The sequence below is a fragment of the Actinophytocola gossypii genome (assembly GCF_025165815.1).
In the GTDB taxonomy this organism is placed as follows: domain Bacteria; phylum Actinomycetota; class Actinomycetes; order Mycobacteriales; family Pseudonocardiaceae; genus Actinophytocola; species Actinophytocola gossypii.
Map to the genome: position 1 here is coordinate 285,274 of NZ_JAFFZE010000009.1, position 25,224 is coordinate 310,497.

The window sequence follows — 25,224 nt, forward strand, 5'->3', positions numbered from 1 at the left end:
CCCGATCGTGCCTGATCGGTGCCGCCGCACCCAAGTCAGGGCGCGGGTGGGAACGGAACGAGGACCGTGGTGACGTTGTCGTGCCCGCCCAGCTCCAGCGCGACCCTGGTCAGCTCGTCCGCGCCGGTCAGCGGAACCACCTCGGCCGGGTCGCCGGGCAGTGCCTCGACCAGGGCCGCCGGCTCGGGCAGGTAGTTCCACAGCCCGTCGCTGCACAACAGCACCTGGCCGGGGCCGTCCGGGGTCAGGGTCAGCGTCCTCGGCTCGATCGCGCCCGCGTCCGCGCCGATCCACCTCGACAGGGCGTGCGCCTGGTAGGCCGACATGGCCTGCTCCTCGCTCATGCCCTCGGCCACCAGTTCGGCGGCCACGGTGTCGTCGGCGGTCAGCAACCGCGCGTCCGACCCGGCGAGCCAGTACGCCCGGCTGTCCCCGACCCAGCCGACGGTGACCGTGGTCGCCGTGACCACGGCGGAGACGAACGTGCACGACGGTGCCGTGCCGGCCTTCTCCGGGTCCGCCAGCGCGGTGACGCCCTCGATCGCCCGCGCCACCGCTGCCCGGGTGGCCGCCTCGGCGTCGCCGCCCTCCCCTGCCGCGTCGAGCAGCACCGCGAGTGCCTCGTCGACCGCGCGCTGGGCGGCGCTGTCGCCTCGGTCCGAGGTCGCCACGCCGTCGCACACGACCGCGACCACCGTGGGCGTCCCGTCGGTGACCACGCCGAACGCCATCGAGTCCTCGTTGCGGGCACGGCGCCGGCCGCGGTCGCTGATCCCGGCGACCAGGCCGAGGTCGGCGACCATCCGGTCCCGTCCGGTCGGCTGGGTGCGGCCGCAGTCCGCGCAGACCCCCTCGTCGCTCACGTCGGAGCTCCGGCAGGCGACACACGGCCAGTCGCCCGCGGTGCCGAGCGGACCGCCTTCCGGTGTCCGGGCGGTGTCCACCAAAACCATGTGCTCCTTCCGAGGGGTCGTGATCTCAGCCTAGACCGCGGGCTCGGCGGGCAGAGCCGGAACGATCCGCCGGCTTGACAAACGCGCGTCGCGGGCTCCACCATTCCACTACTTCATTAGTGAAAGGGTGCTGGATGATCGAGTTCCGACTCGACCGGGGTTCCGGAGTCGCCACCTATCTGCAACTCGTGCACCAGGTCAAGCAGGCGTTGCGGCTTGGTGTGCTGCGGCCGGGGGACCGGCTGCCGACAGCGAAGGAGGTCGTCGACCAGTTGGCCATCAACCCGAACACGGTGCTCAAGGCCTATCGGGAGCTCGAACGCGAGGGACTCGTCGCGGCGAAGCCGGGTCTTGGCACGTTCGTGCAACGCGCGCTCGGTGGCACGTCGGTGACCGAGCACGCCCGGCTGCGCGACTCGCTGGGCGCCTGGGTCACCGACGCCCGCGCGGCCGGCCTGGACGCCGAGGACGTGGAGGCCCTGTTCGCGGCCGTGGTGCTCGACAAGTTTCGCGTAGGGGAGGAGACGGCATGACCGCGTCGACGGCGTTGACGGCGACCGGGCTGGGCAAGCGGTACCGGGGGAACTGGGCGCTGAAGGACTGCTCGCTGGCGGTGCCGGCGGGGCGCGTGGCCGCGCTGGTCGGGCCGAACGGTGCCGGCAAGACGACGTTGCTGCACCTGGCGACCGGGCTGCTGACGCCGACCTCTGGCTCGGTGTCGGTGTTCGGCGAGCCGGCCGGGCGGAACGCGACCCTGGCGCGGGTGGCGTTCCTGGCCCAGGACAAGCCGCTCTACGACGGGTTCACCGTCGCCGACATGCTGCGGTTCGGGCGGCACCTGAACCCGCGCTGGGACGACGACTCGGCCAGGACGCGGCTGGCGGCGCTGGGGATCCCGCTCGACCGCAAGGTGGGCGCGCTCTCCGGCGGGCAGCAGGCGCAGGTCGCGTTGACCGTCGCGCTCGCGAAGCGCCCGGAGCTGCTGCTGCTCGACGAACCGCTGGCGAACCTGGACCCGCTGGCCCGGCACGAGGTCATGCGGGACCTGATGGTCGCGGTCGCCGAGCGGGAGATGACCGTGGTGCTCTCCTCGCACGTGGTACCGGACCTGAAGGACACCTGTGACTGGCTGATCGTGCTCAACGGCGGCCGGGTGCAGCTCAGTGGGGACATCGAGGAGCTGATCGCCGGGCACCGGCTGCTGACCGGCCCGGTCTCGCTCGCGGACGGTGTGGCCGGCCGGCTGGACACGGTGGACGACCGGCGGACCGACCGGCAGGCCACGCTGCTGGTGCGGGCCGGCCCGGGCGAGGTCTTCGATCCACGGTGGACCGTTCGGGGTGTCGAGCTGGAGGAGCTGGTGGTGGCCTACCTGCGCAGCCCGGACTCCACCGCGTTGCCACGCCTGACGCTCGCTGGTGTCCTGGGAGGGAACTGATGTACTGGATGACGCTGCGGCAGCACCGGATGCAGTTGCTGGTCACGCTCGGCCTGTTGGCCGCCTTCGGCGTGGTGCTGCTCGTGCACGGCATCGGCACCGCGAGCGCCACCGAGGGGCTGACCGGTCACGCCCTGGAGGAGGCACTGGGCTCCCGGCAGGACGTGCTGCTCGCCGTGATCGGGTGGTTCCCGGTCCTGCCGGCGCTGATCGGGGTGTTCTGGGGTGCTCCCGTGCTCTCGCGTGAGTACGAGCGGGGCACGCATCTGCTGGCGTGGACGCAGTCGGTGTCGCGACGGCGGTGGGTGCTCACGAAGCTCGGGGTCCTGGCGCTGCTGGTGACGCTGGCCGGGCTGGCGCTCGGCCTGATGGTCGACGCATGGATCGGGGTCGGCGGGGCACGGGTCGAGCAGAGGTTCGGTGACACCGCGGTCTTCACGACGAGCGGGGTGGCCGCAGCGGGGTGGTGGCTGTTCGCGTTCATGCTCGGCGCCTCGGCGGGCGCGCTGTTCCGACGGCTGCTGCCGGCGATGGCGGTGACGATCGCGGTGTTCGTCGTGGCGTTGTGGCTGTTCATGGTCAACCGAGGGGAGTACGCCACTCCCGAGCGGTTCGTCTCCGACATCACCGCGCCGATGGCGTTCCCCGAGGGGTCCGTACCGGCCGGTGGCGCATGGCTGGACGACAGGGGTGTGGAGGTGTCCGACGACGCCGTCGCGGGGGTCTGTGCGGACGAGGGCCGAGATACCTACTTGCCCTGCATGGCGGAGGAGGGGTACCGGACGGTGAACTACCTGCACCGGGCCGACCAGTACTGGCGGTTCCAGTGGACCGAGGCCGGGCTGCTGCTCGGCGCGGCGCTCGTGCTCGGTGGCGTGGGGTACCACCGGGGGACGCGTGCCTCCGTGCGGTGACGCTCAGGCCCGGCCGACCAGGCCGGACTCGTAGGCGGCGATGACCAGCTGGGCCCGGTCGCGGGCGTGCAGCTTGCTCAGCAGGCGGCCGACGTGCGTCTTGACCGTCGGCATCCCCAGGTACAGGCGTTGGGCGATCTCGCTGTTCGACAGGCCCCGCGCGATCAGGATCAGGACCTCGCGTTCCCGGTCCGTGACGCCCGCCAGCGTCGGGGTCGCGCGGGGTTCCTGACGCCCGAACTCCGCGATCAGCCGCCGGGTGACGCTCGGCGCAAGCAGCGCGTCGCCCTCGGCCACCACGTCGATCGCCCGCAGCAGGTCGGCGGGCGGGGTGTCCTTGAGCAGGAACCCGCTCGCCCCGGCCCGCAGCGCGGCGTAGACGTAGGTGTCCAGGTCGAACGTGGTCAGGATCAGCACCTTCACCGCCGCGGTGTCCGGGTCGGCGCAGATCCGCCTGGTCGCCTCGATCCCGTCCAGGTCCGGCATCCGCACGTCCATCAGCACCACGTCCGGGCGGGTGGTCCTGGCCAACTCCACCGCCTCCGCGCCGGTCGCGGCCTCGCCGACCGCCTCCAGGTGCGCCGCGGTCTCCACCAGCAGCCGGAAGCTGCCCCGGACCAGCGCCTGGTCGTCGGCCACCAGCACCCTGGTCACCCTGGTCACCGCGTACCGAACGGGATCGTCGCGGTGACCAGGAAACCGCCGCCTGCGCGCGGGCCGGCGGCGAACGTGCCGCCGTACACCGCGACCCGCTCGCGCATGCCGACCAGCCCGTGCCCGGCGTGCGGCTCGGCCCGCAGCACCGGGCCGTCGTTGGTGACCTCCACCCGGACATCCTCGCCGGTCGGCGTCACCGTCACCCGGCAGCGGGTCGGGCCGGCGTGTCTGACCACGTTGGTCACCGCCTCCTGCACGATCCGGTACACCGACAGCCCGACCCCCTCCGGCACGTCGCCCGCGCCGACCTCGACGGTCACCGACACCCCGGCGTCGGCGGCCCGGGACGCCAGGTCGGGCAGCGCCGCCAGGCCGGGCGCCGGGGCCAGCGCGGCGCCGTCCCCCTCGGCACGCAGCACGCCCAGCAGGTGCCGCATCTCCGCCAGCGAGCCGCGGCTGGTGTCCTCGATGACCCGCAGCGCCTCCCGCGCCTCGGCCGGCCGGGACTCCGCCACGTGGTTGCCGATGCCCGCCTTGACCGCGATCAGGCTCATGCTGTGCGCCACGATGTCGTGCAGCTCCCTGGCGATCCGCAGCCGCTCCCGCGCCACCGCCTCGCGCGCGGCCCGCGCCACCGCCTCGTCGGCGTAGGCCTGGCGGACCCGTGCGGTCAGCCCCAGCGTCCAGCCGGTGAGCAGCACCGCCGTCCCGAACGCCAGGCCATAGCCGGTGTCCAGCCACGCCTCGAACGCCGGCCGGCGCGTCACCACCGAGACGGCGAACGCCACCACGCACACCGCCAGCGCCACCGCCGACCGCCCGCGCGGCTCGGTCCTGGCCACCAGGTACAGCACCACCGCGATCGCCACCAGCGGGGCACCGACCGCGACCGTCGGTACCACGCCGGTCAGCAGGCACACCGCGGCCGAGGCCATCGCCACGACCAGCGCCGGCAACGGCCACCGGCGACGCACCGCGATCGGACCCCCGATGGCCAGGCCCGCCAGGAACGACACCCACACCGGCTCGCGGACCGACCCCGGCGGCTCCGCGTCGATCGCCGCGAACACCACGATCCCGCCGAACACCAGCGCCACCAGCACGTCGAACGCGACGAGGTGGCGCTGGTCGCGGAGCAGGAACGTCAGCACGGCACGACGGTAGCCGCCGGCACGCCGGCCGCGCGTCGGACGCGAGGACGTCATACCCCGGGTGGACCCCGTCGCCCTAATCGGCCCCTGGTCGGACCGGGGTGTGACGGGCCGTGGGGCGATGTGCGGAACGCCTCGGCCGGCGACGCTGATCGCCGTGACCACAACTACCTCTCCGGCCGCGAGCGCGGTCGGGCTGACCAAGGTGTACGGCAGCGGCGACTCCCGCGTCGCCGCACTCGACGACGTGACCGTGGACTTCGCCGCCGGGCGCTTCACGGCGATCATGGGCCCGTCCGGGTCCGGCAAGTCCACCCTCATGCACTGCGTGGCCGGGCTGGACGAGCCGACCTCGGGCCGGGTGTGGCTCGGCGACGTCGAGCTGTCCGCCCTCGCCGACGACGACCTCACCGCCCTGCGCCGCGACCGCGTCGGCTTCGTGTTCCAGGCGTTCAACCTGCTCCCGACGCTCACCGCGTGGGAGAACATCACCCTGCCGCTCGACCTCGCCGGCAAACGCACCGACCAGCGTCTCGCCGACACGATCGTGCGCGCGGTCGGGCTGGGGGACCGCCTGCACCACCGGCCGAGCCAGCTCTCCGGCGGCCAGCAGCAGCGGGTCGCCTGCGCCCGCGCGATGGTGACCGGCCCGGACGTGGTGTTCGCCGACGAACCGACCGGTGCGCTGGACTCCCGCGCGTCGGCCGACCTGCTGGGCCTGCTCCGGCGCGGCGTCGACGAGCTCGGGCAGACCGTGGTGATGGTGACCCACGAGCCGGCCGCCGCCGCGTACGCCGACCGCGTCCTGTTCCTCGCCGACGGCCGGCTGGTCGACGCGCTCGACGCGCCGACCGCGGACCGGGTGCTGGACCGGATGAAGTCGCTGGAAAGGGTGAGCTGAGTGCTGCGCGCGATGGTCCGCGACCTGCGGGCGCACCGGGGCCGGCTGGCGATGACGCTGGCCGCGATCGTGCTCGGGGTGGCGTTCGTGGTGTCCACCTGGGTGATGTCCGACTCCACCGCCCGCGGCGTCGGCGACACCGACCTCCGGTCCGACGTGGACGTCGTCGTGCGGAGCCCCGAGCGGGGCGCCGTGCTCGCGCCGGCCGACCTGGACCGGCTCGCCGAACTGCCCGGCGTGACCGACGCGGACGGCGTGCTCGCCGGCCGGGCCGCGCTCGTCGGGGCGGACGGCAAGCTCGTGCCCGGTCCGCACGACCGCGCCGGCACCGGCTGGGACGACACCGGGCGCTTCGCCCTGACCGAGGGCCACGCGCCGGGCGGGCCGGACGAGGTCGCCGTGCACACCGACACCGGGCTGTCCACCGGGGACACCGCGCGGGTCGTGCTCGGCGACGGCCGCGAGGTCCGGGCCACCGTCGTCGGCACGTTCACCTTCCGCACCCTCGGCCTCGAACGCGCCCCCACCCTCGCCTGGGACGCCGACACCGCGCTCGCGCTGTTCGGCCGCTACGACCGGATCGAGCTGACCGGTCACGACATCGACGTGCCGGCCGAGGACGGGTGGCGGGTCGACACCGGCGCGGCGCTGAACGACGAGGTACGCGCCGACGCCGAGGCCTCCGCGCGGTCCACCAAGGAGAGCCTGCTCGCGTTCGCCGCGGTGGCGCTGCTCGTCGGCGGGTTCGTCATCGCCAACACCTTCACCATGCTCGTCACCCAACGGGTGCGGCAGTTCGCGCTGCTCCGCGCGGTCGGCGCGACCCGCCGCCAGGTGCGGCGCGCCGTGCTCGGCGAGGCCGCCGTGCTCGGGATCGCGGGCGCCACGATCGGGACCGCGCTGGGGGTCGGCCTCGGACTCGGCGCCGTCGCACTGTCCCAGGACGACGCCACGTTCGCCGTGTCCCCGCTCGCGATCCTCGCCGGGTACGCGGTCGGCGTCGGCGTGACCGTGGTCGCCGCGTACGGGTCCGCCCGCCGCGCGGCCGCCGTCGCCCCGGTCGCCGCGCTGCGCACCGACGCGCTCGTGCCGCCCCGCCGGCGGATCCGGGTCGGGCTCGGCATCGCGCTGCTGCTCGCCGGCACCGCGATGGTCGCCGCCACCGCCGGGGCCGACCTCGACACCACGAGCCGGGTCGTCGGCCTCGCCGGCGGCGTCGTGGCCTGGCTCGGGGTGCTGGTGCTCGCGCCGGAACTGGCCGGCGTCCTGCGTCCCGTCGTCCGGGTGCTCGGCCGGTTCGGTGGCCCGGCCGTCCGGCTCGGCGGCCGCAACGCCGTACGCGATCCCCGCCGCACCGCCGCCACCTCGTCCGCCCTGCTGGTCGGGCTCGCGCTGGTGTGCGCGTTCGCCACACTCGGCGAGACGATGGTGTCGATGTTCGGCTCGACGGTCCGGGCCACCGTGCCCGAGTCCACGACCGTGCTCCGCTCCGCCTCGGGCGACGAACCGCTGGCCACCGACGTCCTCGACCGCGTCCGGGACACCCCGGGCGTGACCGAGGCGGCCGCCGACCGGTACGGCTTCGTCGAGGTCACGCACGCCGGTGTCACCAGCGGCACCACGGTGTCGGCCATCGAGCCGGACGCCTTCGGGACCGTGCTCAACCAGGAGGTCACCGTCGGCACCGGCGACCTGGACGCCGGGTTCGTGGTCGGTTCCAACCAGGCCGCCATGCTCGGCGTCGGCCTCGGCGACGAGGTCACCCTCGACTTCGGCGAGGAGACCGTGACCCGCCCGATCGTGGGCCTGCACACCACCACCGAGGCGCAGCCGCTGTTCTACCTCGACGTCGCCGCCGCGCCCGAGTGGTACCGCGAGCGCGTCACCAGCGTCTACGCCACCGGACCCGATCCGGCCGCCGCCCGCGCCGCGCTCGACGCCGCCTTCGCCGACCGCCCGGACGTGCGGGTGTTCGACCGCGAAGGCCTGATCGAGGCCGACATGGGCGAGTTCGAGGCCGTGCTCGCGGTGATGTACGCGATGTTCGGCGCCGCCGTGGTGATCGCGGTGTTCGGGGTGGTGAACACGCTCGCGCTGTCGGTGCTCGAACGCCGCCGCGAGGTCGGCGTGCTGCGCGCGGTCGGCGCCTCCCGGCGGCTCGTGCGTCGCACGGTGCGGCTGGAGAGCCTGGTCATCTGCGGCTGGGGCGGGATCGCCGGCATCATGGTCGGGGTCCTGTTCGGCGCGATCATGCAGCACGTGATGCTCGGCCGCCCGCTGTTCGACATCACGGTGCCGTACCAGGTCATCGGGGTGTCGCTGGCCGGCATGGTCGGTGTCGGCGTGCTCGCCGCGGTGTGGCCGGCGCGTCGGGCCGCGCACACCGACGTTCTCTCCGCCATCGCCTCGGAGTAATACTGCGAGCATGAGACGAGCCGCGATCGTGACCCCGCTGCGTACCCCTGTCGGCGCGTTCGGCGGGACCCTGCGCCCGGTGCCCGTGGAGGACCTGGCCGCCACCGTGGTGAAGGCCGTGGTCGCCCGCTCCGGGGTCGACCCGGCGCTGGTGGACGACGTGGTGTTCGCCCAGTCCTACGCCAACGCCGAGACGCCGTGCGTCGGCCGGTGGGCCGCGCTGCACGCCGGCCTGCCGGTCGAGGTGCCCGGCCTGCAACTCGACCGCCGCTGCGCGGGCGGGCTCCAGTCGGTGGCGACCGCGGCGATGATGGTGCAGACCGGCGCGGCCGACGTGGTCCTCGCCGGCGGCGTGGAGAGCATGAGCAACGCCGAGCACTACACCACCGGCGTGCGCTGGGGCAGCAGGTCGGGCGGGGTGCAGCTGTGGGACCGGCTCGACCGGGGCCGCGAACGGTCCCAGCCGGAGTGGCGGTTCGGGAAGATCTCCGGGATGGTCGAGACCGCCGAGAACGTCGCAGCGCGGTACGGCGTCACCCGCGAGGAGGCCGACGCGTACGCGGCCCGCAGTCACCAGCGGGCCGCGTCGGCCTGGGCGGCCGGCACGTTCGCCGCCGAGGTCGTGCCGGTCGAGGTGCCGCAGCGGCGCGGCGAGCCGATCGTGTTCGACCGGGACGAGGGCGTGCGCGCCGACTCGACGCCAGAGACCCTGGCGAAGCTGCGGACGATCTTCCCGGACGGCACGGTCACCGCCGGCAACGCCAGTCAGCAGAACGACGCCGCCGCCGCGTGCCTGGTGGTCGCCGAGGACCGGCTCGACGCGCTCGGGCTCACTCCGCTCGGCTTCCTGGTCGGCTGGACCGCGGTCGGCTGCGAGCCGGGGGAGATGGGCATCGGGCCGGTGCCGGCGGTGCGGAAGCTGTTCGCCCGCACCGGGCTGTCCTTCGACGACCTGGGCCTGGTCGAGCTGAACGAGGCGTTCGCCTGCCAGGTGCTTGCCGTGCTGCGCGGCTGGGACTGGGACGACCAGGAACGGCTGAACGTCAACGGCGGCGGCGTGTCGCTCGGCCACCCGATCGCGGCCACCGGCACCCGGATCCTGACCTCGCTGCTGCACGAGATGGACCGCCGGGGCGTGCGCTACGGCCTGGAGACCATGTGCGTCGGCGGCGGGCAGGGCATGGCGGCGGTGTTCGAAGGCGTCAGGTAGCGCGCGGCAGGACCGTGCGGGGGAGGCCGTGCGGGCGGCTGCGCGGCTTCCACTCGCGCGGGTAGCCCAGCGAGACCTCCTCGAACCGGACGCCGTCGTAGGTCGTGGTGCGCGGGATGTGCAGGTGCCCGTAGACCATGACCTCCGTGCGGTACCGGGTGTGCCAGTCGGCGGTCAGCTCGGTGCCGCACCACTGCGCGAACTCCGGGAACCGCAGGATGTCGGTGGGGGTTCGGACCAGCGGGTAGTGGTTGACCAGCACCGTCGACGTGCCGGGGTCGAGCGCGTCGAGCCGCCGGGCGGTCTCCTCGATCCGCGCGCGGCACCAGTCGTCGCGGGTCGGGTACGGGTCGGGGTGCAGCAGGTACTCGTCGGTGCAGACCACGCCGGTGCGGTGCGCGTAGGCGAGGCCCTCCTCCTTGGTGGCGCAGCCGGGCGGCCGGAACGAGTAGTCGTAGAGCGTGAACAGCGGCGCGATCGTCACCGGGCCGTCCGGGCCGGGCCACGTCTGGTACGGGTCCTCCGGCGTGACGATGTCGAGCCGGCGGCACAGCTCCACCAGCGCCTCGTACCGCTCGACGCCGCGCAGCGTGACCGGATCGTCCGGCGGCGTCCACAGCTCGTGGTTGCCCGGCACCCAGAAGACCTTCGCCCACCGCTCCCGCAGCGTGCCCAGCGCCCACTCGACGCTCGCGAACCGCTCGGCGACGTCGCCGGCCACCAGCAGCCAGTCGTCGGCCGAACCCGGCCGCAGGCCGCGCACCACCTCCCGGTTGTCGGCATAGGACACGTGCAGGTCGCTGACCGCGGCGAGAGTAGGAGTGCTCACCAGGCCGACCCTAACGGGCGCGTTATGCCCGATCCTCTACTGTCCGCCCGGGCCGTACCGCAGAATGGCGGTGGATCACTGGGGCGCGGTGAGGGAGTGGCGGTGCGCGGACTTCGGGTCTCGTTCGGCGGTGCGGTCGGTGGGGTCGCGGTGATGGTCGCGACGCTGCTCGTGGCACCCGCTCCGGCCGCCGGCCAGCCGACCTCGGTCGCCGGTCTGCTCGCCCATTACCACGACCTGAGCAAGGAAGCCGAGCGCGTCAACGAGGAGCTGCTGCTCGTCCAGGAGTCGCTGGCCGGGCAGCGGAAGGCGTCCGCGAAGGCCAGGACCGCCGCCGACGACGCGCGGACCGCCGCCGACCGGGCCCGCCACCGGGCGAGCACGGTGCCGGACCTCGACCAGTACGCCGACGCGCTCGCGCGCCGCCGGGGACTGACCGCGCTGTCGGCGCTCGCGGACAGCACGAGCCCCGACGACCTGCTTGGCAGGCTGCGTGCGGTGGCTCTTGCCAGCCGCCTCACCAGCACCGGCACCGAGGGCGACGCGGCGCTGGCCGCCGCCGAACAGGCGGAGCGGGCGGCGGACACGGCCGAGGACGCCGCGGCACGCGCGGAGGCCGAGGTCGCCGCCGGGACGACGGACCTCCAGCGCCGCCGGGCCGACCTGGACCGGCAGATCCGCGAGGTGCGGGCGGCGCTGGACAGGCTGACCCCGGAACAGCGCTCGCTGCTCGCCGGCGCCGAGGACTACGGCGACGACGTGGTCATCCCGGGCGGCGACATCGGCGGGATGCTGGAGTTCGCGCTGGCCCAGATGGGCAAGCCGTACCTGTGGGGCGCGGTCGGCCCGAACGCCTACGACTGCTCGGGCCTGGTGCAGACCGCGTTCCGCAAGATCGGCGTCGAGGTGCCGCGAGTGTCCCGGGTGCAGGCCACCGTCGGGCAGTCGATCCCGCGCTCGCAGGTGCGCGCGGGTGACCTGATCTTCTACTACAACCCGGTGCAACACGTGGCCATCGCCGTGGACGACACCCGCGCGGTGCACGCCCCAAGCTTCGGTGAGTCGGTCAAGATCGCCGGCATCGACGCCATCGGCCCGATCACCGTGATCCGGCGGGTCATCGCCTGAAACCCTGAACGACCCTCTTGGGACGGTGAATGTCCCAAGAGGGTCGTTCAGGGTCGGTCGAGCCGGGGTCAGCGCCGCCGGAGGCCGCGTCGGCGTGCCTTGACGTGTTCCTCGGCCGCTGCCGCTCGCAGCTTCCGGAACATCTCGTCCTCCTGGATCATCAGCTGGTCGGACCGCAGGTCGCGCCACAGCGACACGCACAGGCCGATCATCACCAGGGCGAACGGCGCGGCGACGATGATCGTCAGGTTCTGCAGGCCGGTCAGCGCGTTCCCGCTCCCGTCCCCGACGAGCAGCATCACGATGGCGACGGCACCCATCAGCACGCCCCAGAAGATCACCACGTGGCGCTTCGGATGCACCGAGCCGCCCTGGGACAGCGTGCCCATCACCACCGAGGCCGCGTCGGCGCCGGATACGAAGAAGATCGACACCAGCAGGATCACCAGTACCGCGGCCACTGTGGACAGTGGGAGGCTCTGCAGGAACGCGAACGTCATGCCTTCCGACGTCCCGTTCGGGTTGTACACCCAGGTGTCCACCCTGAACACGTCACCGAGTGTCTCGTTCGCGTTGTGCGCGGCAAGTTCCTCGGGACTCAGGCCCTGGGCGCGCAGCGCGTCCCGCTGCTGGCGGATCGCCGCCCCACCGAAGATGGCGAACCAGAACAGGCTCACCACGCTCGGCACCAGGATCACGCCGGCCACGAACTGCCGGATCGTCCGCCCGCGGCTGATCCGCGCGATGAACACACCGACGAACGGCGTCCAGGAGATCCACCACGCCCAGTAGAAGATCGTCTGCCCACCGAGCCAGGCCTGCATCTCCTCCCCGCCGGTGACGCCGGTGCGGCCGGACATCTCCGCGAACTCCCGGACGTAGTCACCGATCGCGCCGGGCAGCAGGTTCAGCATCAGCACCGTCGGGCCGACGACCAGCACGAACACGGCCAGTACCGCGGCCAGCACCATGTTGATGTTCGACAGCCACTGGATGCCCTTGGCCACACCGGACACCGCCGAGGCGACGAACGCCATCGTCAGCACCGCGATCACGGCCACCAGCAGCAACGTGCCCGCCTCGCCGACCCAGCCGACGAACTCCATGCCCTCGGCGACCTGCAGGGCGCCGAGCCCGAGCGAGGCGGCCGAGCCGAACAGCGTGGCGAAGATCGCCATGATGTCGATGGCCTTGCCCAGCGGGCCCTCGGCCCGGCGCTTGCCGAGCAGCGGTGCGAACACCGAGCTGAACAGCTGGCGCCTGCCGCGGCGGAAGGTGCTGTAGGCGATCGCCAGGCCGACCACCGCGTAGATCGCCCACGGGTGGATGGTCCAGTGGAAGAGCGTGGTCGCCATCGCCGTGTGCACGGCGTCGTCCGACGCCGGCAGGTCGGTGCCCGGGGGTGGACTCATCAGGTGGGTGACCGGCTCGGCCACGCCGAAGAACATCAGCCCGATGCCCATGCCCGCGCTGAACATCATCGCGATCCAGGACACCGTCCGGAACTCGGGCTTCTCCTTGTCGTCACCGAGCGGGATGCGTCCGTAGCGGCTGATCGACAGTCCGATCGCGAACAGCACGAATCCACTCGCGACAAGGACGAAAGCCCAGCCGCCGTAAGGAATGATGCCGTCGTTGAGGATGCTGGACGCGACCGTGACCATCGAGTCGGTGCCGAACACCCCCCACGCGAGGAAAACCACGGTGAGCGCGGCCGCGACTCCGAACACGACGCGGTCGGTCACCGCGGGCTGGTCAGCGGCCCGCCGCGGTGTCTCGACGCTCGTGTCCTCGTCTTCCTGCCCCGGGCCGGTGGCTTCCGGAGCTTTCGTCACTTCATCCATAAGTTTGTGAGCCCGCGCCGAACCCGCCGGCGCGATGCCTCCCTCCCGATGCGGAACTGTTGGTCGAACCGGTTCGGCAGCCTAGACCTTAGGGCAACGCCGAGAAGTGACATTGTTGCGCATTGTGAGCCGGCGATGTTTCGTTACGCAAAAGAGCCCTCGTCCGCGCCGGCAAGTGTAGTCACCACCAGCGGCCAGAGCATCCTGAACCCGGTGAACCCGCAGGTGAAGAAGCCCCTGGTACTGACGGTGCCGGCCGTCCGTGGCGAGTCCGGAGCGTCTCGGCGAGCGCGCGCCGCGACGGCGGCGACCGAGGACATGCGAACACCGCGCAGGCGGCGAGCAGCATCACGCCGGGGCGGTCCTGACGCGCGGCATTGTCCAGTCTGGTCACCCATCCAATCATGCGCCCCTGGAACAGCACGACCGGGTGGTGTTTGAGCACGAGCAGGACGGCGACGGTCCACCTCGGCGTGCCCGGGCACCGCACGATCCACTGTGGAATTCCGGCGTGATCAGCTGGATGTGCGGCGGAAGCGGCATCTTCAGGCCGCGATGACGCGGGTGCGGGCGAGTGGGGCTTGTCGGGTGGCGGTCAGGTCGCGCTGACCAGCCGCGTAGGCTCGCGACCTGCCGGTGCGCGCCTCTGGCGGGCCACCGGCCGCGCCGCGCCCGCGGCCGGAGTTCGACGGTCGGCTCGGTGTGCCGGATGCACGGCTGTTTCCGATGTCGACGTGGCGGCGCCGGGTGTCCCGCGAACCGCGTGGTCTCGGCCCGCCAGCTTGGCCTGCGCCGCCTCGCCGGGTGCTGGCCGTGAGCGCGTCAGCGGCCCACCGCGTAGCCCTGCATCGCACGCGGGTTCGCCGCGCCGCGTAACAGGCCGGTGGCGCGGTCGTGGGCGACCGACGACATGCGACCGAGCGACCACGGGTCGGCGACCGTGACGTCGTGGCCCCGGCGACGCAGGTCGTCGAGCGCCTCCGTGCCCACCCTGGACTCCACGAGCACCTCGGTCCCGGTCGTGCGGGGGTAGAACGAACTCGGGAATGCGGTGGTGTGCCAGACCGGCGCGTCGATGGCCTCCTGCAGGTTCATCCCGTGCCCGGCGTGGTTCAGGAAGAAGCCCAGCTGCCACTGGTCCTGCTGGTCGCCGCCCGGTGTGCCGAACGACAGAATCTCCTCGTCGCGCACGGCCAGTGACGGGGACAGGGTCGTGCGCGGGCGCTTGCCCGGGGCGAGCGAGTTCGGCAGGCCCTCCTCCAGCCAGAACATCTGCGCGCGGGTGCCGAGACAGAAGCCCAGCCGCTCCACGGTCGGCGAGCTCTGCAGCCAGCCGCCGGACGGGGTGGCGGACACCACGTTGCCCCACCGGTCGGCCACGTCGAGGTGGCAGGTGTCGCCGCGGGTGGTGCCCAGCGGGGACAGCGTCGGCTCGCCGATCCCCGGACCGGCCCTCGTGACGTCGGCGCCCTCGGTGACGAACGCCGGCAGCCGGCCCGCGCCGGGGCGCAGCGGCGTGCCGGCCTCGCCGGTGACCAGTGCCGCCCGCTCGGCCGCGTAGGCGGGGGAGAGTAGGAGGTCGAGCGGCACCGACGGGTCGTCGCCGTAGTTCGCGTCGCGGTCGGCGAAGCACAGCTTGGTGACCTCGACGACCCGGTGGATCAGCTCGGCGCTGCCCGGCGGCGGCAGCTCGCCCAGCGCGTGCAGGGTGGCGAGCTGCTGGAGCAGCACCGGACCCTGGCTCCACGCGCCCGCCTTGCACACCCGCCAGCCGAACACGTCCAGGCTGACCGGCTCCTCGTAGCCCGGCCGCCAGGCGGCCAGGTCGTCACCGGTGAGCAGTCCGGCGCGCCGCTGCCCGGAGTCGTCGAAGGTCTCGGTGCGGCAGTGCGCGTCCAGTTCCTCGGCGACGAAGCCCTCGTACCAGGCCCGCATGGCCGCGTCCAGCCGGGCCTCGCGGCTCGGACCGACCGCCTCGGCGGCCAGCCGGCGGTACGTCTCGGCCAGCGCGGGGTTGCGTACCAGCTCGCCGGCCCGGGCCGCCGGAAGCCAGCGGCGCGCCGACGTCGGCCAGTGGGTGCGGAACAGCTCCTCGACCGTGGCGATCGTGGTGACCACCGCGTCGGACACCGGGTGCCCGCGCTCGGCGTACCCGATGGCGTACTCGAGCACGTCGGCGAGCGGCATCGTGCCGTGGTCGCGCAGCAGCGTGAGCCAGGCACCGACCGCTCCCGGCACCGTCGCCGCCAGCAGCCCGGTGCCGGGGACGAGCTCGAGCCCCTCGCCCCGGAACCGTTCGAGCGTGGCGCCGGCCGGCGCCGGGCCCTGTCCACACAGGACCACCGGGGTCCGGTCGGCCGCCGTGGTGAAGAGGATCGGGACCTCGCCGCCAGGGCCGTTCATGTGCGGCTCCACCACGTGCAGGGTGAAGCCAGCGGCCGCGGCCGCGTCGAAGGCGTTGCCCCCGTACTCCAGCACGGCCATACCCGCCGAGGAGGCGAGCCAGTGCGTGCTGGCCACCATGCCGAAGGTGCCGGCGAGCTCCGGCCGCGTGGTGAAGGTCATTCGCCGACTGCCATGAGATACCTCCTGCGGTCTCGCGGGTATCGTGCGCCTCGCGGATGTGGGCGACTTTACCCCCCTCGGGTATACTGAATGGTCGGTCGTTGGTCGGGACGTCGGAAGGGAACTCGGGATGCGGGGCTACACGAGCGACAAGGACGCCTACCTCAAGCGCCTGCGACGCGTCGAGGGCCAGATCCGCGGTTTGCAGCGGATGGTCGAGAACGACGAGTACTGCATCGACGTGTTGACCCAGATCTCGGCGGCCACCAAGGCACTCCAGGCGGTGTCCCTCGGCCTCATGGACGAGCACCTGCGCCACTGCGTCGCCCAGGCGATCGCCGACGGCGGCAAGGACGCCGACGAGAAGGTCCGCGAGGCCAGCGACGCGATCGCCCGCCTGGTCCGCTCCTGACCGGCCGGCCGATGATCGACCTGCGGCCGGTGCGGCCGACGGACGCCTCGGCGATCGCGGACCTGTTGACCCAGCTTGGCTACCCCGCCGACGCCGACCAGGTGCGTGCGCGGCTGCGCAACTGGCTGCCCGACCAGCACAGCCGTCTCGTGGCCGCCGAGTCGGACGGCGTCGTCGTCGGGGTCGCCGCACTGCACGTCATGCCGCTCCTGGAGTACGACGGCCGGCTTGCCCGGCTCCTGGCGCTCGTGGTCGACCAGGCCTGGCGTGGACACGGCGTGGGGCGTGCCCTGGTGACCAGGGCCGAGCACGAGGCACGCGAGCTGGGCTGCCGCGAACTCGAGATCACCAGTTCCCGCTATCGCGAGGACGCCCACCGCTTCTACCACGGGCTCGGCTACGAGGACGTCTGTGGCCGGAAGGCACGCCTGATGAAGGCGCTGTAGCCCGGCGAACAGCTCAGCGAACGCCGCGAGGGCGGAACTGGATGCTGATCCTCGGGCCGACCGGCTTCGCCGTCTTCGGCACCGCGTGCTCCCACGTGCGCTGGCACGACCCGCCCATCACGATCAGGTCGCCCAGGCCGAGGGCGTGACGGAGGGTTCCGCCGCCTCCGCGCGGCCGGAGTAACAGGTCCCTCGGCGCGCCGACCGACACGATCGCGACCATCGTGTCCTCCGTGCTGCCGCGGCCGATCCGGTCGCCGTGCCAGGCCACGCTGTCCCGCCCGCTGCGGTAGTAGCACAGGCCGGCCGTGCGGAACGGCTCGCCCAGCTCGTCGGCGTAGTAGGCGGACAGTGCCTCCCGTGCCTCCTCGAGCACGGGGTGCGGTAACTCCTCGCCCTCGCCGTAGAAGCTCAACAGGCGGGGCACGTCGACCACGCGGTCGTACATCCGCCGCCGCTCCGCTTGCCACGGAACCTCGCGCGACAGGCGGTCGAACAGTGTTCCGGCACCCTTCAGCCAGCCCGGTCGGGTGTCGATCCACGCGCCGTCGCTCAGCGGCGTCCGGCGCATGGACGACAGCGGACGCAGCCCGACGTCGTCGAGGTCGTCCAGTAGTGAGCCCTGCAGTCCTGCTGTCATGCCCGTCACTGTACACCGCGTTTCGAACACACGTGCGGAGGTTGGCCGGCACCTTCTCCGGGTATGCCGCTGGCCCGACGACGAAAGGGTGACAACAATGTCCGACAACGGCCAGCGGCGACCAAGGGTCGTCGTGGTCGGCGCCGGGTTCGCCGGCTACCACTGCCTGCGCACGCTCGAACGCCGGCTGCCGCCCGACGCCGCCGACCTGTGTGTGGTCAACCCGACCGACTACATGCTCTACGTCCCGCTGCTGCCCGAGGTGGCCGGCGGTTCGCTCGACCCGCGCCGGGTGGCCGTGCCGCTGCGTACCAAGCTCAAGCGCACCCAGGCCGTCCTCGGCGACGTCACCGGCATCGACCTCGACCGGCAGACCGCCACCGTGACCAACGTCGAGGGCACCGACACCAACCTGCACTGGGACCGCCTGGTCATCGCGTCCGGCAGTGTGACCCGGCTGCTCTCGATCCCCGGCGTCGCCGAGTACGCCAAGGGCTTCAAGTCCGTCGCCGAGAGCATCTACCTGCGGGACCACATCCTGCGCCAGCTGGAGCTCGCCGAGCAGACCGACGACCCGGCGGAACGGCGCGAGCGCACCACCTTCGTCGTCGTCGGCGCCGGCTACACGGGCACCGAACTGGTCGCCCAGGGCGCGGAGCTGACCCGCCAGGCCCTGCGCCGCTACCGGGGGCTGCGCGAGGAGGACGTGCGCTGGGTCCTGATCGACATGGCCGACCGGATCCTGCCCAACCTGAGCGAGCGGCTGTCCGGACCGGCGCAGAGCGTGCTCGAGCGTCGAGGCGTCGACGTCCGGCTGAAGACCAGCGTCAGCGAGGTCACCCAGCACTGCGCCCGGCTCACCGACGACACCGAGATCCCCACCCGGACCGTGGTGTGGTGCGTCGGTGTCCGGCCCGACCCGCTGGTCGAGCCGCTGAACCTGCCCACCACAAAGGGCAGGCTGAACACCGACGCCTACCTCCAGGTGCCCGGGCAACCGAAGGTGTTCGCCGCGGGTGACGTCGCCGCGGTGCCGGACCTCACCCGGCCCGGGGAGATCACGCCGATGACCGCCCAGCACGCGCAGCGCCAGGGCCGGGTCGCCGGGATCAACGTCGCGGCGTCGCTCGGCGTCGGCGAGGCACGCGAGTACAAGCACCGGGACCTGGGCTTCGTCGTCGACCTGGCCGGCTCGCAGGCCGTCGCCGACCCGCTGCACGTGCCGCTGCGCGGGTTCCCGGCGAAGGTCGTCACCCGCGGGTACCACCTGATGGCGATGCCGTCGAACCGGCTGCGGGTCGCGTTCGACTGGGCCGCCGACCTGCTCACCCGCCGCCAGGTCGTCCACTTCGGACTCGTGCCGGAGGAGGGGATCAGCCTGGCCGAGGCGGACGGTCAGCGCACCGGCGGGTTTGCCGGCAGCAAGGCCGGGTAGCCGCCGGACTCGGAGCTTTCGAGGGAGTTGATGTGGCATGCCCAGGATCGAGGGCAAGCGGGTGGCGTTCCTCGCCACCGACGGGGTGGAGCAGGTCGAGCTGGACCGGCCGTGGCAGGCGGTCACCGACGCCGGCGGCCGGCCGGAACTCATCGGCCTGGAGCCGGGCGAACTCCAGGCGTTCAACCACCTCGACAAGGGGGACCGCAAGCCGGTCGACACCACGGTCGACGACGCCCGCCCGGACTCCTACGACGCGCTGGTGCTGCCCGGCGGTGTGGCCAACGGCGACTTCGTGCGGGCCGACGAGCGCGCCGTGCGGTTCGTCAAGGAGTTCGTCACCTCCGGCAAGCCGGTCGCGGTGATCTGCCACGGCGGCTGGGTGCTCGCCGAGGCCGACGTGGTCCGCGGCCGGACGATGACCTCGTGGCCGAGCCTGAAGACCGACCTGCGCAACGCGGGCGCGACCTGGGTCGACCAGGAGGTCGTCACCGACAACGGCCTGGTGTCCAGCCGCAACCCCGGCGACCTGGACGCGTTCTGCGCCAAGGCCGTCGAGGAGATCGCCGAGGGTGTGCACGCCTGATGGTCGGCTTCGGCTACACGCTGATGACCGAGCAGGCCGGTCCGCGTGAGCTGGTGCGCTTCGCCGCCGAGGCGGAGCGCACCGGCTTCGACTTCGAGGTGATGAGCGACCACTACTTCCCCTGGCTCGCCGAGCAGGGGCACGCCCCGAACGCCTGGAGCGTGCTCGGCGCGGTCACCCAGGCGACGTCCACCGTCGAGCTGATGACCTACGTGACCTGCCCGATCATGCGGTACCACCCGACCGTCGTCGCGCAGCAGGCGGCGACCACCCAGCTGCTGTCCGGCAACCGGTTCACCCTGGGGCTCGGCGCCGGGGAGAACCTCAACGAGCACGTGGTCGGCCGCGGCTGGCCGCCGGTGAACCAGCGGCACGAGATGCTGGCCGAGGCCATCGACATCATCGGCGCGCTGTTCGACGGCGGCCACGTCAACTACGCGGGCCGGCACTTCCAGGTGGACTCGGCCAAGCTGTGGGACCTGCCGGACGTCCGGGTGCCGATCGCGACAGCGGTGTCCGGCGCGCAGTCGGTCGACCGCTTCGCGCCCCTGGCCGACGCGATGATCGCGGTCGAGCCGACCGCGGAGCTGTGCGAGCGCTGGGACGGCGTCCGGCGCGGCACGCGGAAGATCGCGCAGCTGCCGGTGAGCTGGGACCCCGACCGCGGCGCCGCGGTGCGCCGGGCGCACGAGCAGTTCCGCTGGTTCGCCGGCGGCTGGAAGGTCAACGCCGAGCTACCGGGACCGGCCGGGTTCGCGGCCGCCACCCAGTTCGTCACCGAGGACGACGTGGCCGAGAACATCCCGTGCGGCCCCGACGTCGACCCGATCGTGGCCGCGGTGAAGCCGTTCTGGGAGGCCGGCTTCACCGACGTCGCGCTGGTCCAGATCGGCGGCGAGCACCAGGACGCGTTCTTCCCGTTCGCCCGTGACCAGCTGCTCCCGGCGCTGCGGGAGGCGGCCGGCTAGGCCGTCTCGGTGAACTCCAGCCGGTCGGTGGTCCAGGTCGCCGCCTGGGCGCTGAGGGTGAGGCCGAGCCCCGGCCGGTCCGGCACCACGAGCCGGCCCGCCCGGATCTCGAGTCGCTCCTCGAACAGCGGCTCCAGCCAGTCGACGTGCTCCACCCACGCCGTCCTCGGGTAGGCGGCGGCCAGGTGCACGTGCAGCTCCGGCGCGAAGTGCGTGACCAGCCCCAGCCCGTGCTGGTCGGCGAGCGCCATGATCCGCAGGAACGGGGTGATCCCGCCGACCCTCGGCGCGTCCGGCTGGACGTGGTCGCACCCGCCGGCGGCCATCAGCCTGCCGTGCTCGTCGACGCTGGTCAGCAGCTCGCCGGCGCCGACCGGGGTGTCCAGCGCGCCGGCGAGGGCGGCGTGCCCGTCGACGTCGTGGACGTCCAGCGGCTCCTCCAGCCACACCAGGTTCAGCCGCTCCAGCACGCGGCCGACCCGCAGCGCGGTGGCCCGGTCCCACTGCTGGTTCGCGTCGACCATCAGCGGCACGCCGTCACCGAGCCGATCGCGGACCACCCGCAGCCGCTCCAGGTCGGCGGCGACGTCCGGCTGGCCGACGGTGACCTTGATGCCGCCGACGCCGCGGGCGAGCGCGCGCTGGGCCGAGTCCACGACCTCGGGCAGCGGCGTGGTCGGCAACCCGCTCGGCGTGTGGAAGCACGGCACGGCCCGCCGGTACGCGCCGAGGAGCTTCGCCAGCGGCAGGTTCGCGCGCCTGGCCTTCAGGTCCCACAGCGCCACGTCGACGGCCGCGACCGCCTGCGTCGCCAGTCCGGCGCGCCCGGCCGACGCGGCCGACGACACCAGCTTCTCCCAGACGCGTCCGATGTCGTTCGGGTCCTCGCCGAGCAGCCGCGGCGCCAGCTCCTTCGCGTGCGCGTAGAGCGCGGGTCCGCCGGCGTGCATGGCGTGGCTGAACCCCAGGCCGGAGCCGCCGTCGACGGTACCCAGCTCGGCGAACAGGAATGCGACCTCGGTCAGCGGCGGCCGGTGCCCGGCCGGTGCCTTCCCGCCGGCGGGTGCCGCGAGCGGCAGGAACGCCAGCGACAGGCGGACCCGGTCGATCCGGTCATCGGGCACTCGGCGGCTCCTCGGGTCGTCGGCGGTCAGTTCTATCGCGCCACCCGGTGGCCTGCCTAGAGGCACCTTCTCCTGTACGGTTGTACATGTACAGAAGTACAGGAGGGATTGTCGTGGGGTACGTCTACCTGGCGGTCGCCATCGCCTTCGAGGTGGTGGCGACCAGCCTGCTCAGGGCCACCGAGGGCTTCACCAGGCTCTGGCCGACGGTCGCCTGCCTCGCCGGCTACGCGGCCGCGTTCGCCATGCTCGCGCTGGTGGTCCGGCATGTTCCGGTCGGCGTGGCCTACGCCGTGTGGTCCGGGCTCGGCACCGCGGCGATCGTCGCGATCGGTGTCCTGTTCCTGAACGAGTCGATCAGCGTCACCAAGGTCGTCGGCGTGCTGCTGGTGATCGCCGGCGTGGTGACCCTCAACATCGGAGGTGCCCATTGAGCGTGCGACGTGACCCCGAGGGCAGGCGGCGGACCATCGTCCGCGCTGCGATGCGGGTGATCGCCGAGGTCGGCCGAGGGCAGGTGACCCACCGGCTGATCGCGGCCAGGGCGGAGGTCCCGCTCGGCTCCACCACCTACTACTTCCCGACGCTCGACGACCTGGTGGTCACCGCCATGCGGGAGGCGACCGAGGACGCGCGGGCGCAGCTCGAGGCGTGGGCGGAGGAGCTGATGCGCTCCGACGACCAGGTCACGACGCTCGTCGACCTGATCGCCGGGTACCTCGCCGACCGCGAGCAGGCCCTGCTGGAGTACGAGCTCTACCTCGCCGCGGCCCGCGCCCCCGACCTCCGGCCGAGCGCGGCGTTGTGGCTCGACGGGCTGCGCGGGATCTGCTCCCGGCTCGCCGGCGGGTACGAGCGCGGTGTCGCGCTGGCCGCGCTGGTGGACGGCGCGCTGCTGCAGGCGCTGGTGACCGGCGACCCGCTCGACACCGAGGGGCTCCGCGCGGGCGTGGCCGGCCTGGTCAGCCCCCGAACAACGGCAGGATCGACCTGATCGTCTGGTACAGCGCGTAGACCAGCGGGATCCCGACGACCAGCCAGGAGACCACCAGCCGGATCGTCTGGTTCGCCGGTGCGGACGGCTCGGTCATGACTACCTCCTCCCGATCGCCTCGGCGAAGGCGTCGGTGTGTCCCTCGGCCTCGTGGAACCGGCTCGCGACCGGGCGGATCAGCAGGTTCGCGACGAACCCGACGGCCAGCACGCCGACCATGGTGAACAGCGCGGGCCGGTAGTCGGCGGCCACCAGCTCGCCCGGCTCGCCCTGCGCGTCCAGGAAGCCGTTGATGATCAGCGGTCCGGCGATCCCGGCAGCGGACCACGCGGTGAGCAGCCTGCCGTGGATCGCGCCGACCTGGTAGGTGCCGAACAGGTCGCGCAGGTAGGCCGGGACGGTGGCGAACCCGCCGCCGTAGAAGGAGATGATGACGGCGGCGAGCAGCACGAACACGGCGGTCGAGCTGTTCCCGGCGACGGCGAGCAGGATGTACAGGACCATTCCGACACCGAGGTACATGACGTACGTCGGTTTGCGGCCGATGAAGTCCGATGTGGACGACCAGGCGAACCGGCCGGCCATGTTGAAGATGGACAGCAGCCCGACGAACGCGGTCGCCGCGGTGGCGGCCACCGTCGACGTGCCGCCCTCGCGGAAGAAGTCCTGGATCATCGGGCTGGCCTGTTCCAGGATGCCGATGCCCGCGGTCACGTTGCAGAACAGGACCGTCCACAGCAGCCAGAACTGCGGGGTCCGGATCGCGTTCGCGGCGGAGACGTTCGCGCGGGTGATCATCGGCTTGGCCTTGAGCTTCCCCGGGTCGAAGCCCTCCGGCCGCCAGCCGGGTGCCGGCACCTTCACGTTGAACACGCCGAGCATCATCACCAGGAAGTAGACGATGGCGAGGGTGAGGAACAGCGCGGCGACCGCGCCCCCGGACGCCTGGCCGGTGGCGGAGTCGTAGTTCGGGTCGTAGAGCGACATCAGCTGCCGGGACAGCGGCGAGGCGACCAGCGCGCCGCCGCCGAAGCCCATGATCGCCATGCCGGTCGCCAGGCCCGGCCGGTCCGGGAACCACTTGATCAGCGTGGACACCGGCGAGATGTAGCCGATGCCGAGGCCGATGCCGCCGATGAACCCGTAGCCCAGGTACACCAGCCAGAGCTGGTCGGTGGCGATGCCGAGCGCGCCGATCAGGAAGCCGGAGGCCCAGAAGCAGGCCGCGGTGAACATCGCCGCACGCGGGCCGACGCGCTCCACCCAGGTGCCCATCACCGCCGCGGACACGCCGAGCATGACGATGGCGATCGAGAAGATGATCCCGATCGCGGTCAGGCTCGTGTCGAAGTGGGAGACGAGCGCGTTCTTGTAGACGCTGGTGGCGTAGGCCTGCCCGATGCAGAGGTGGATCGCCAGCGCCGCGGGCGGGATCAGCCATCTGCTGTAGCCGGGCTTGGCCACCGTGTGTTCACGGTCGAGGAACGACAACGCCGCCACGACCCCCACCTCCGTGCGGTCCGATCCGGAAGGTATGCGGTATGCAGGAGAACCGTAGTACACGACCGGCGCCGGGCGCACCGGCCAAGATTGTCGGGGACCGCGAAAAGTCAGCTCAGATAGCGGCGCATCAGGTCGTCCAACGTGGCCTGCACGTCCACCCGGTGCGCGGTGTCCAGCAGGGCGCGGGCCAGCATCGGCTCCGGGTCGCGGTCGGCGAGCACCAGCCCCACCTGGTGCTCCCGGCGCGGCCGTTTGAGCGGAACGACCCGCAGGCCGTCCGGCACGCCGAACACGTGCAGCCAGGCGTGCGCGATCACGCTGGACCAGCGGCGGGTGCCGACGTGCGCGTAGATCGCGGAGACCGTGTCGGCCTCGATCGACGGCGTGACGGTCACCCCGGCCTCACCGAACGTCCGGTCCAGGATCCGGCGGTTCTGCATCACCGACGACAGCATCACCAGCGGGGTGTCGGCCAGTTCGGCCCAGCCGACCGACTCGCGGTCGGCGAACGCGCCGTCGACCGAGGTCAGCAGCAGGTAGCGCTCGCGGTAGAGCGGCACCACGCGGACGGTGCCGAGCGGCTCGCCGTCCACATAGGTCATCCCGATGTCGAGGTCGAACTCGGCCAGCCGCTGCACGATCTCCCGCGAGGACAGCGACTCGATCGACACCCGCACGTTCGGGTGCCGCTCGGCCAGCGGGCTGGTGAGCAGCGAGGCGAGCGTGATCGCGGTCGGGATCGCGCCGATCCGCAGCACCCCGGACAGCCCGCCGCGCATTCTGTCCAGCTCGTGCCGCATGGCGTCCTGCTCGGCGAGGATCCGGTGCGCCCACTGCAGGACCTGCTTGCCCTCCGGGGTGAACCCCTCGAAGCGCTGCCCGCGCTGCACGATCTGGATGTCGAGCTCGGCCTCGAGCTTGCGGATGGCGGCCGAGAGCGCCGGCTGGGACACGTGGCACGCCTGGGCCGCGCGGCCGAAGTGTCCCTCCCGTGCGAGCGCGCTCAGGTACTCCAGCTGGCGCAGCAACATGGTCAACAGATACTCGCAATGTCGGCCGAGGTAAAGGAAGGTGGGTCGAGAAGTCTCGTTCGTCGATCGTTCGAGGAGGT

The 25,224-nt window shown here is 72.5% G+C and carries 25 protein-coding genes; 14 read left to right on the forward strand and 11 right to left on the reverse strand.

Annotated features, from left to right (window positions below; translation table 11 throughout):
• Positions 1-35 precede the first annotated feature (35 nt).
• Positions 36-953 carry a PP2C family protein-serine/threonine phosphatase gene (locus JT362_RS09655; RefSeq protein WP_260190745.1) on the reverse strand — a complete coding sequence of 306 codons (918 nt, stop codon included), beginning with the start codon at positions 951-953 and terminating at the stop codon, positions 36-38.
• Between the two features lie 134 nt (positions 954-1,087).
• On the opposite strand from JT362_RS09655, the gene JT362_RS09660 reads away from it, so the two are divergent.
• From JT362_RS09660 to JT362_RS09670, 3 genes are read left to right on the forward strand one after another with little or no spacing between them, the layout of a single operon-like run.
• Positions 1,088-1,486: a GntR family transcriptional regulator gene (locus JT362_RS09660; RefSeq protein ID WP_260190746.1), complete on the forward strand. Its 399-nt coding sequence runs from the start codon at positions 1,088-1,090 to the stop codon at positions 1,484-1,486.
• Positions 1,483-2,391: an ABC transporter ATP-binding protein gene (locus JT362_RS09665; protein WP_260190747.1), complete on the forward strand. Its 909-nt coding sequence runs from the start codon at positions 1,483-1,485 to the stop codon at positions 2,389-2,391. Before JT362_RS09660 ends, JT362_RS09665 begins: the two co-directional genes overlap by 4 nt.
• Entirely contained in the window at positions 2,391-3,305 is a 915-nt protein-coding gene (locus JT362_RS09670) for an ABC transporter permease (protein WP_260190748.1), read from the forward strand. The genes JT362_RS09665 and JT362_RS09670 overlap by 1 nt, the downstream gene beginning before the upstream one ends.
• A 3-nt stretch (positions 3,306-3,308) precedes the next feature.
• Here JT362_RS09670 and JT362_RS09675 read toward each other — a convergent pair whose 3' ends face one another.
• Both JT362_RS09675 and JT362_RS09680 read right to left on the reverse strand, forming a co-directional pair.
• Positions 3,309-3,959, reverse strand: a complete 651-nt coding sequence (locus JT362_RS09675) for a response regulator (RefSeq protein WP_260190749.1) — start codon at positions 3,957-3,959, stop codon at positions 3,309-3,311.
• 5 nt (positions 3,960-3,964) lie between these two features.
• On the reverse strand, positions 3,965-5,113 hold the full coding sequence (locus JT362_RS09680) for a sensor histidine kinase (RefSeq protein ID WP_260190750.1): 1,149 nt from the start codon (positions 5,111-5,113) through the stop codon (positions 3,965-3,967).
• Positions 5,114-5,234: 121 nt separating this feature from the next.
• On the opposite strand from JT362_RS09680, the gene JT362_RS09685 reads away from it, so the two are divergent.
• The 3 genes from JT362_RS09685 to JT362_RS09695 are packed head-to-tail and all read left to right on the forward strand — an operon-like array spanning position 5,235 to position 9,639.
• Entirely contained in the window at positions 5,235-6,014 is a 780-nt protein-coding gene (locus JT362_RS09685; RefSeq protein ID WP_375546474.1) for an ABC transporter ATP-binding protein, read from the forward strand.
• A complete protein-coding gene (locus tag JT362_RS09690; RefSeq protein WP_260190752.1) occupies positions 6,015-8,429 on the forward strand; it encodes an ABC transporter permease in 2,415 nt (804 codons plus the stop codon). It abuts the gene before it with no gap.
• A 10-nt stretch (positions 8,430-8,439) separates the two neighbouring features.
• Entirely contained in the window at positions 8,440-9,639 is a 1,200-nt protein-coding gene (locus JT362_RS09695; RefSeq protein WP_260190753.1) for an acetyl-CoA C-acetyltransferase, read from the forward strand.
• Here the strand turns inward: JT362_RS09695 and JT362_RS09700 are convergent.
• Positions 9,632-10,468, reverse strand: a complete 837-nt coding sequence (locus JT362_RS09700) for a metallophosphoesterase family protein (protein ID WP_260190754.1) — start codon at positions 10,466-10,468, stop codon at positions 9,632-9,634. The genes JT362_RS09695 and JT362_RS09700 overlap by 8 nt on opposite strands.
• Positions 10,469-10,570: 102 nt before the next feature.
• On the opposite strand from JT362_RS09700, the gene JT362_RS09705 reads away from it, so the two are divergent.
• Positions 10,571-11,596: a C40 family peptidase gene (locus JT362_RS09705; protein ID WP_260190755.1), complete on the forward strand. Its 1,026-nt coding sequence runs from the start codon at positions 10,571-10,573 to the stop codon at positions 11,594-11,596.
• Between the two features lie 68 nt (positions 11,597-11,664).
• On the opposite strand, the gene JT362_RS09710 is transcribed toward JT362_RS09705, so the two are convergent.
• Together JT362_RS09710 and JT362_RS09715 are read right to left on the reverse strand one after the other, a co-directional pair.
• Positions 11,665-13,440 (reverse strand): BCCT family transporter, encoded by a 1,776-nt coding sequence (locus JT362_RS09710; protein WP_260190756.1) that lies wholly within the window; start codon positions 13,438-13,440, stop codon positions 11,665-11,667.
• Positions 13,441-14,262: 822 nt separating this feature from the next.
• The gene (locus tag JT362_RS09715) at positions 14,263-16,005 is read right to left on the reverse strand and encodes a gamma-glutamyltransferase family protein (protein WP_260190757.1); all 1,743 of its coding nucleotides are present in this window, start codon (positions 16,003-16,005) and stop codon (positions 14,263-14,265) included.
• A gap of 130 nt (positions 16,006-16,135) precedes the next feature.
• On the opposite strand from JT362_RS09715, the gene JT362_RS09720 reads away from it, so the two are divergent.
• Positions 16,136-16,417: a metal-sensitive transcriptional regulator gene (locus JT362_RS09720; RefSeq protein ID WP_260190758.1), complete on the forward strand. Its 282-nt coding sequence runs from the start codon at positions 16,136-16,138 to the stop codon at positions 16,415-16,417.
• An 11-nt stretch (positions 16,418-16,428) separates the two neighbouring features.
• Positions 16,429-16,863 (forward strand): GNAT family N-acetyltransferase, encoded by a 435-nt coding sequence (locus JT362_RS09725; RefSeq protein ID WP_260190759.1) that lies wholly within the window; start codon positions 16,429-16,431, stop codon positions 16,861-16,863.
• Positions 16,864-16,876: 13 nt separating this feature from the next.
• Here the strand turns inward: JT362_RS09725 and JT362_RS09730 are convergent, their stop codons facing one another.
• On the reverse strand, positions 16,877-17,503 hold the full coding sequence (locus tag JT362_RS09730; protein ID WP_260190760.1) for an alpha-ketoglutarate-dependent dioxygenase AlkB: 627 nt from the start codon (positions 17,501-17,503) through the stop codon (positions 16,877-16,879).
• Between the two features lie 97 nt (positions 17,504-17,600).
• On the opposite strand from JT362_RS09730, the gene JT362_RS09735 reads away from it, so the two are divergent.
• The 3 genes from JT362_RS09735 to JT362_RS09745 are packed head-to-tail and all read left to right on the forward strand — an operon-like array spanning position 17,601 to position 20,492.
• Positions 17,601-18,938, forward strand: coding sequence for an NAD(P)/FAD-dependent oxidoreductase (locus JT362_RS09735; RefSeq protein WP_260190761.1), 1,338 nt, complete (start codon positions 17,601-17,603; stop codon positions 18,936-18,938).
• A 37-nt stretch (positions 18,939-18,975) separates the two neighbouring features.
• A complete protein-coding gene (locus tag JT362_RS09740) occupies positions 18,976-19,524 on the forward strand; it encodes a type 1 glutamine amidotransferase domain-containing protein (RefSeq protein WP_260190762.1) in 549 nt (182 codons plus the stop codon).
• Complete coding sequence (locus tag JT362_RS09745) at positions 19,524-20,492, forward strand: TIGR03557 family F420-dependent LLM class oxidoreductase (RefSeq protein WP_260190763.1); 969 nt, start codon at positions 19,524-19,526, stop codon at positions 20,490-20,492. The genes JT362_RS09740 and JT362_RS09745 overlap by 1 nt, the downstream gene beginning before the upstream one ends.
• Here JT362_RS09745 and JT362_RS09750 read toward each other — a convergent pair.
• Positions 20,489-21,616: an L-talarate/galactarate dehydratase gene (locus JT362_RS09750; protein ID WP_260190764.1), complete on the reverse strand. Its 1,128-nt coding sequence runs from the start codon at positions 21,614-21,616 to the stop codon at positions 20,489-20,491. The genes JT362_RS09745 and JT362_RS09750 overlap by 4 nt on opposite strands.
• Positions 21,617-21,729: 113 nt before the next feature.
• Between JT362_RS09750 and JT362_RS09755 the strand changes: the two genes are divergently transcribed.
• Positions 21,730-22,050, forward strand: a complete 321-nt coding sequence (locus tag JT362_RS09755) for a DMT family transporter (protein WP_260190765.1) — start codon at positions 21,730-21,732, stop codon at positions 22,048-22,050.
• A 2-nt stretch (positions 22,051-22,052) separates the two neighbouring features.
• A complete protein-coding gene (locus tag JT362_RS09760; protein ID WP_260190766.1) occupies positions 22,053-22,610 on the forward strand; it encodes a TetR/AcrR family transcriptional regulator in 558 nt (185 codons plus the stop codon).
• Here JT362_RS09760 and JT362_RS09765 read toward each other — a convergent pair.
• From JT362_RS09765 to JT362_RS09775, 3 genes are all read right to left on the reverse strand, one after another.
• Complete coding sequence (locus JT362_RS09765) at positions 22,579-22,707, reverse strand: MFS transporter small subunit (protein WP_260190767.1); 129 nt, start codon at positions 22,705-22,707, stop codon at positions 22,579-22,581. The genes JT362_RS09760 and JT362_RS09765 overlap by 32 nt on opposite strands.
• 2 nt (positions 22,708-22,709) lie before the next feature.
• Positions 22,710-24,110 carry an OFA family MFS transporter gene (locus JT362_RS09770; RefSeq protein ID WP_260190768.1) on the reverse strand — a complete coding sequence of 467 codons (1,401 nt, stop codon included), beginning with the start codon at positions 24,108-24,110 and terminating at the stop codon, positions 22,710-22,712.
• Between the two features lie 110 nt (positions 24,111-24,220).
• Entirely contained in the window at positions 24,221-25,144 is a 924-nt protein-coding gene (locus tag JT362_RS09775; RefSeq protein WP_260190769.1) for a LysR family transcriptional regulator, read from the reverse strand.
• Between the last annotated feature and the right edge of the window lie 80 nt (positions 25,145-25,224).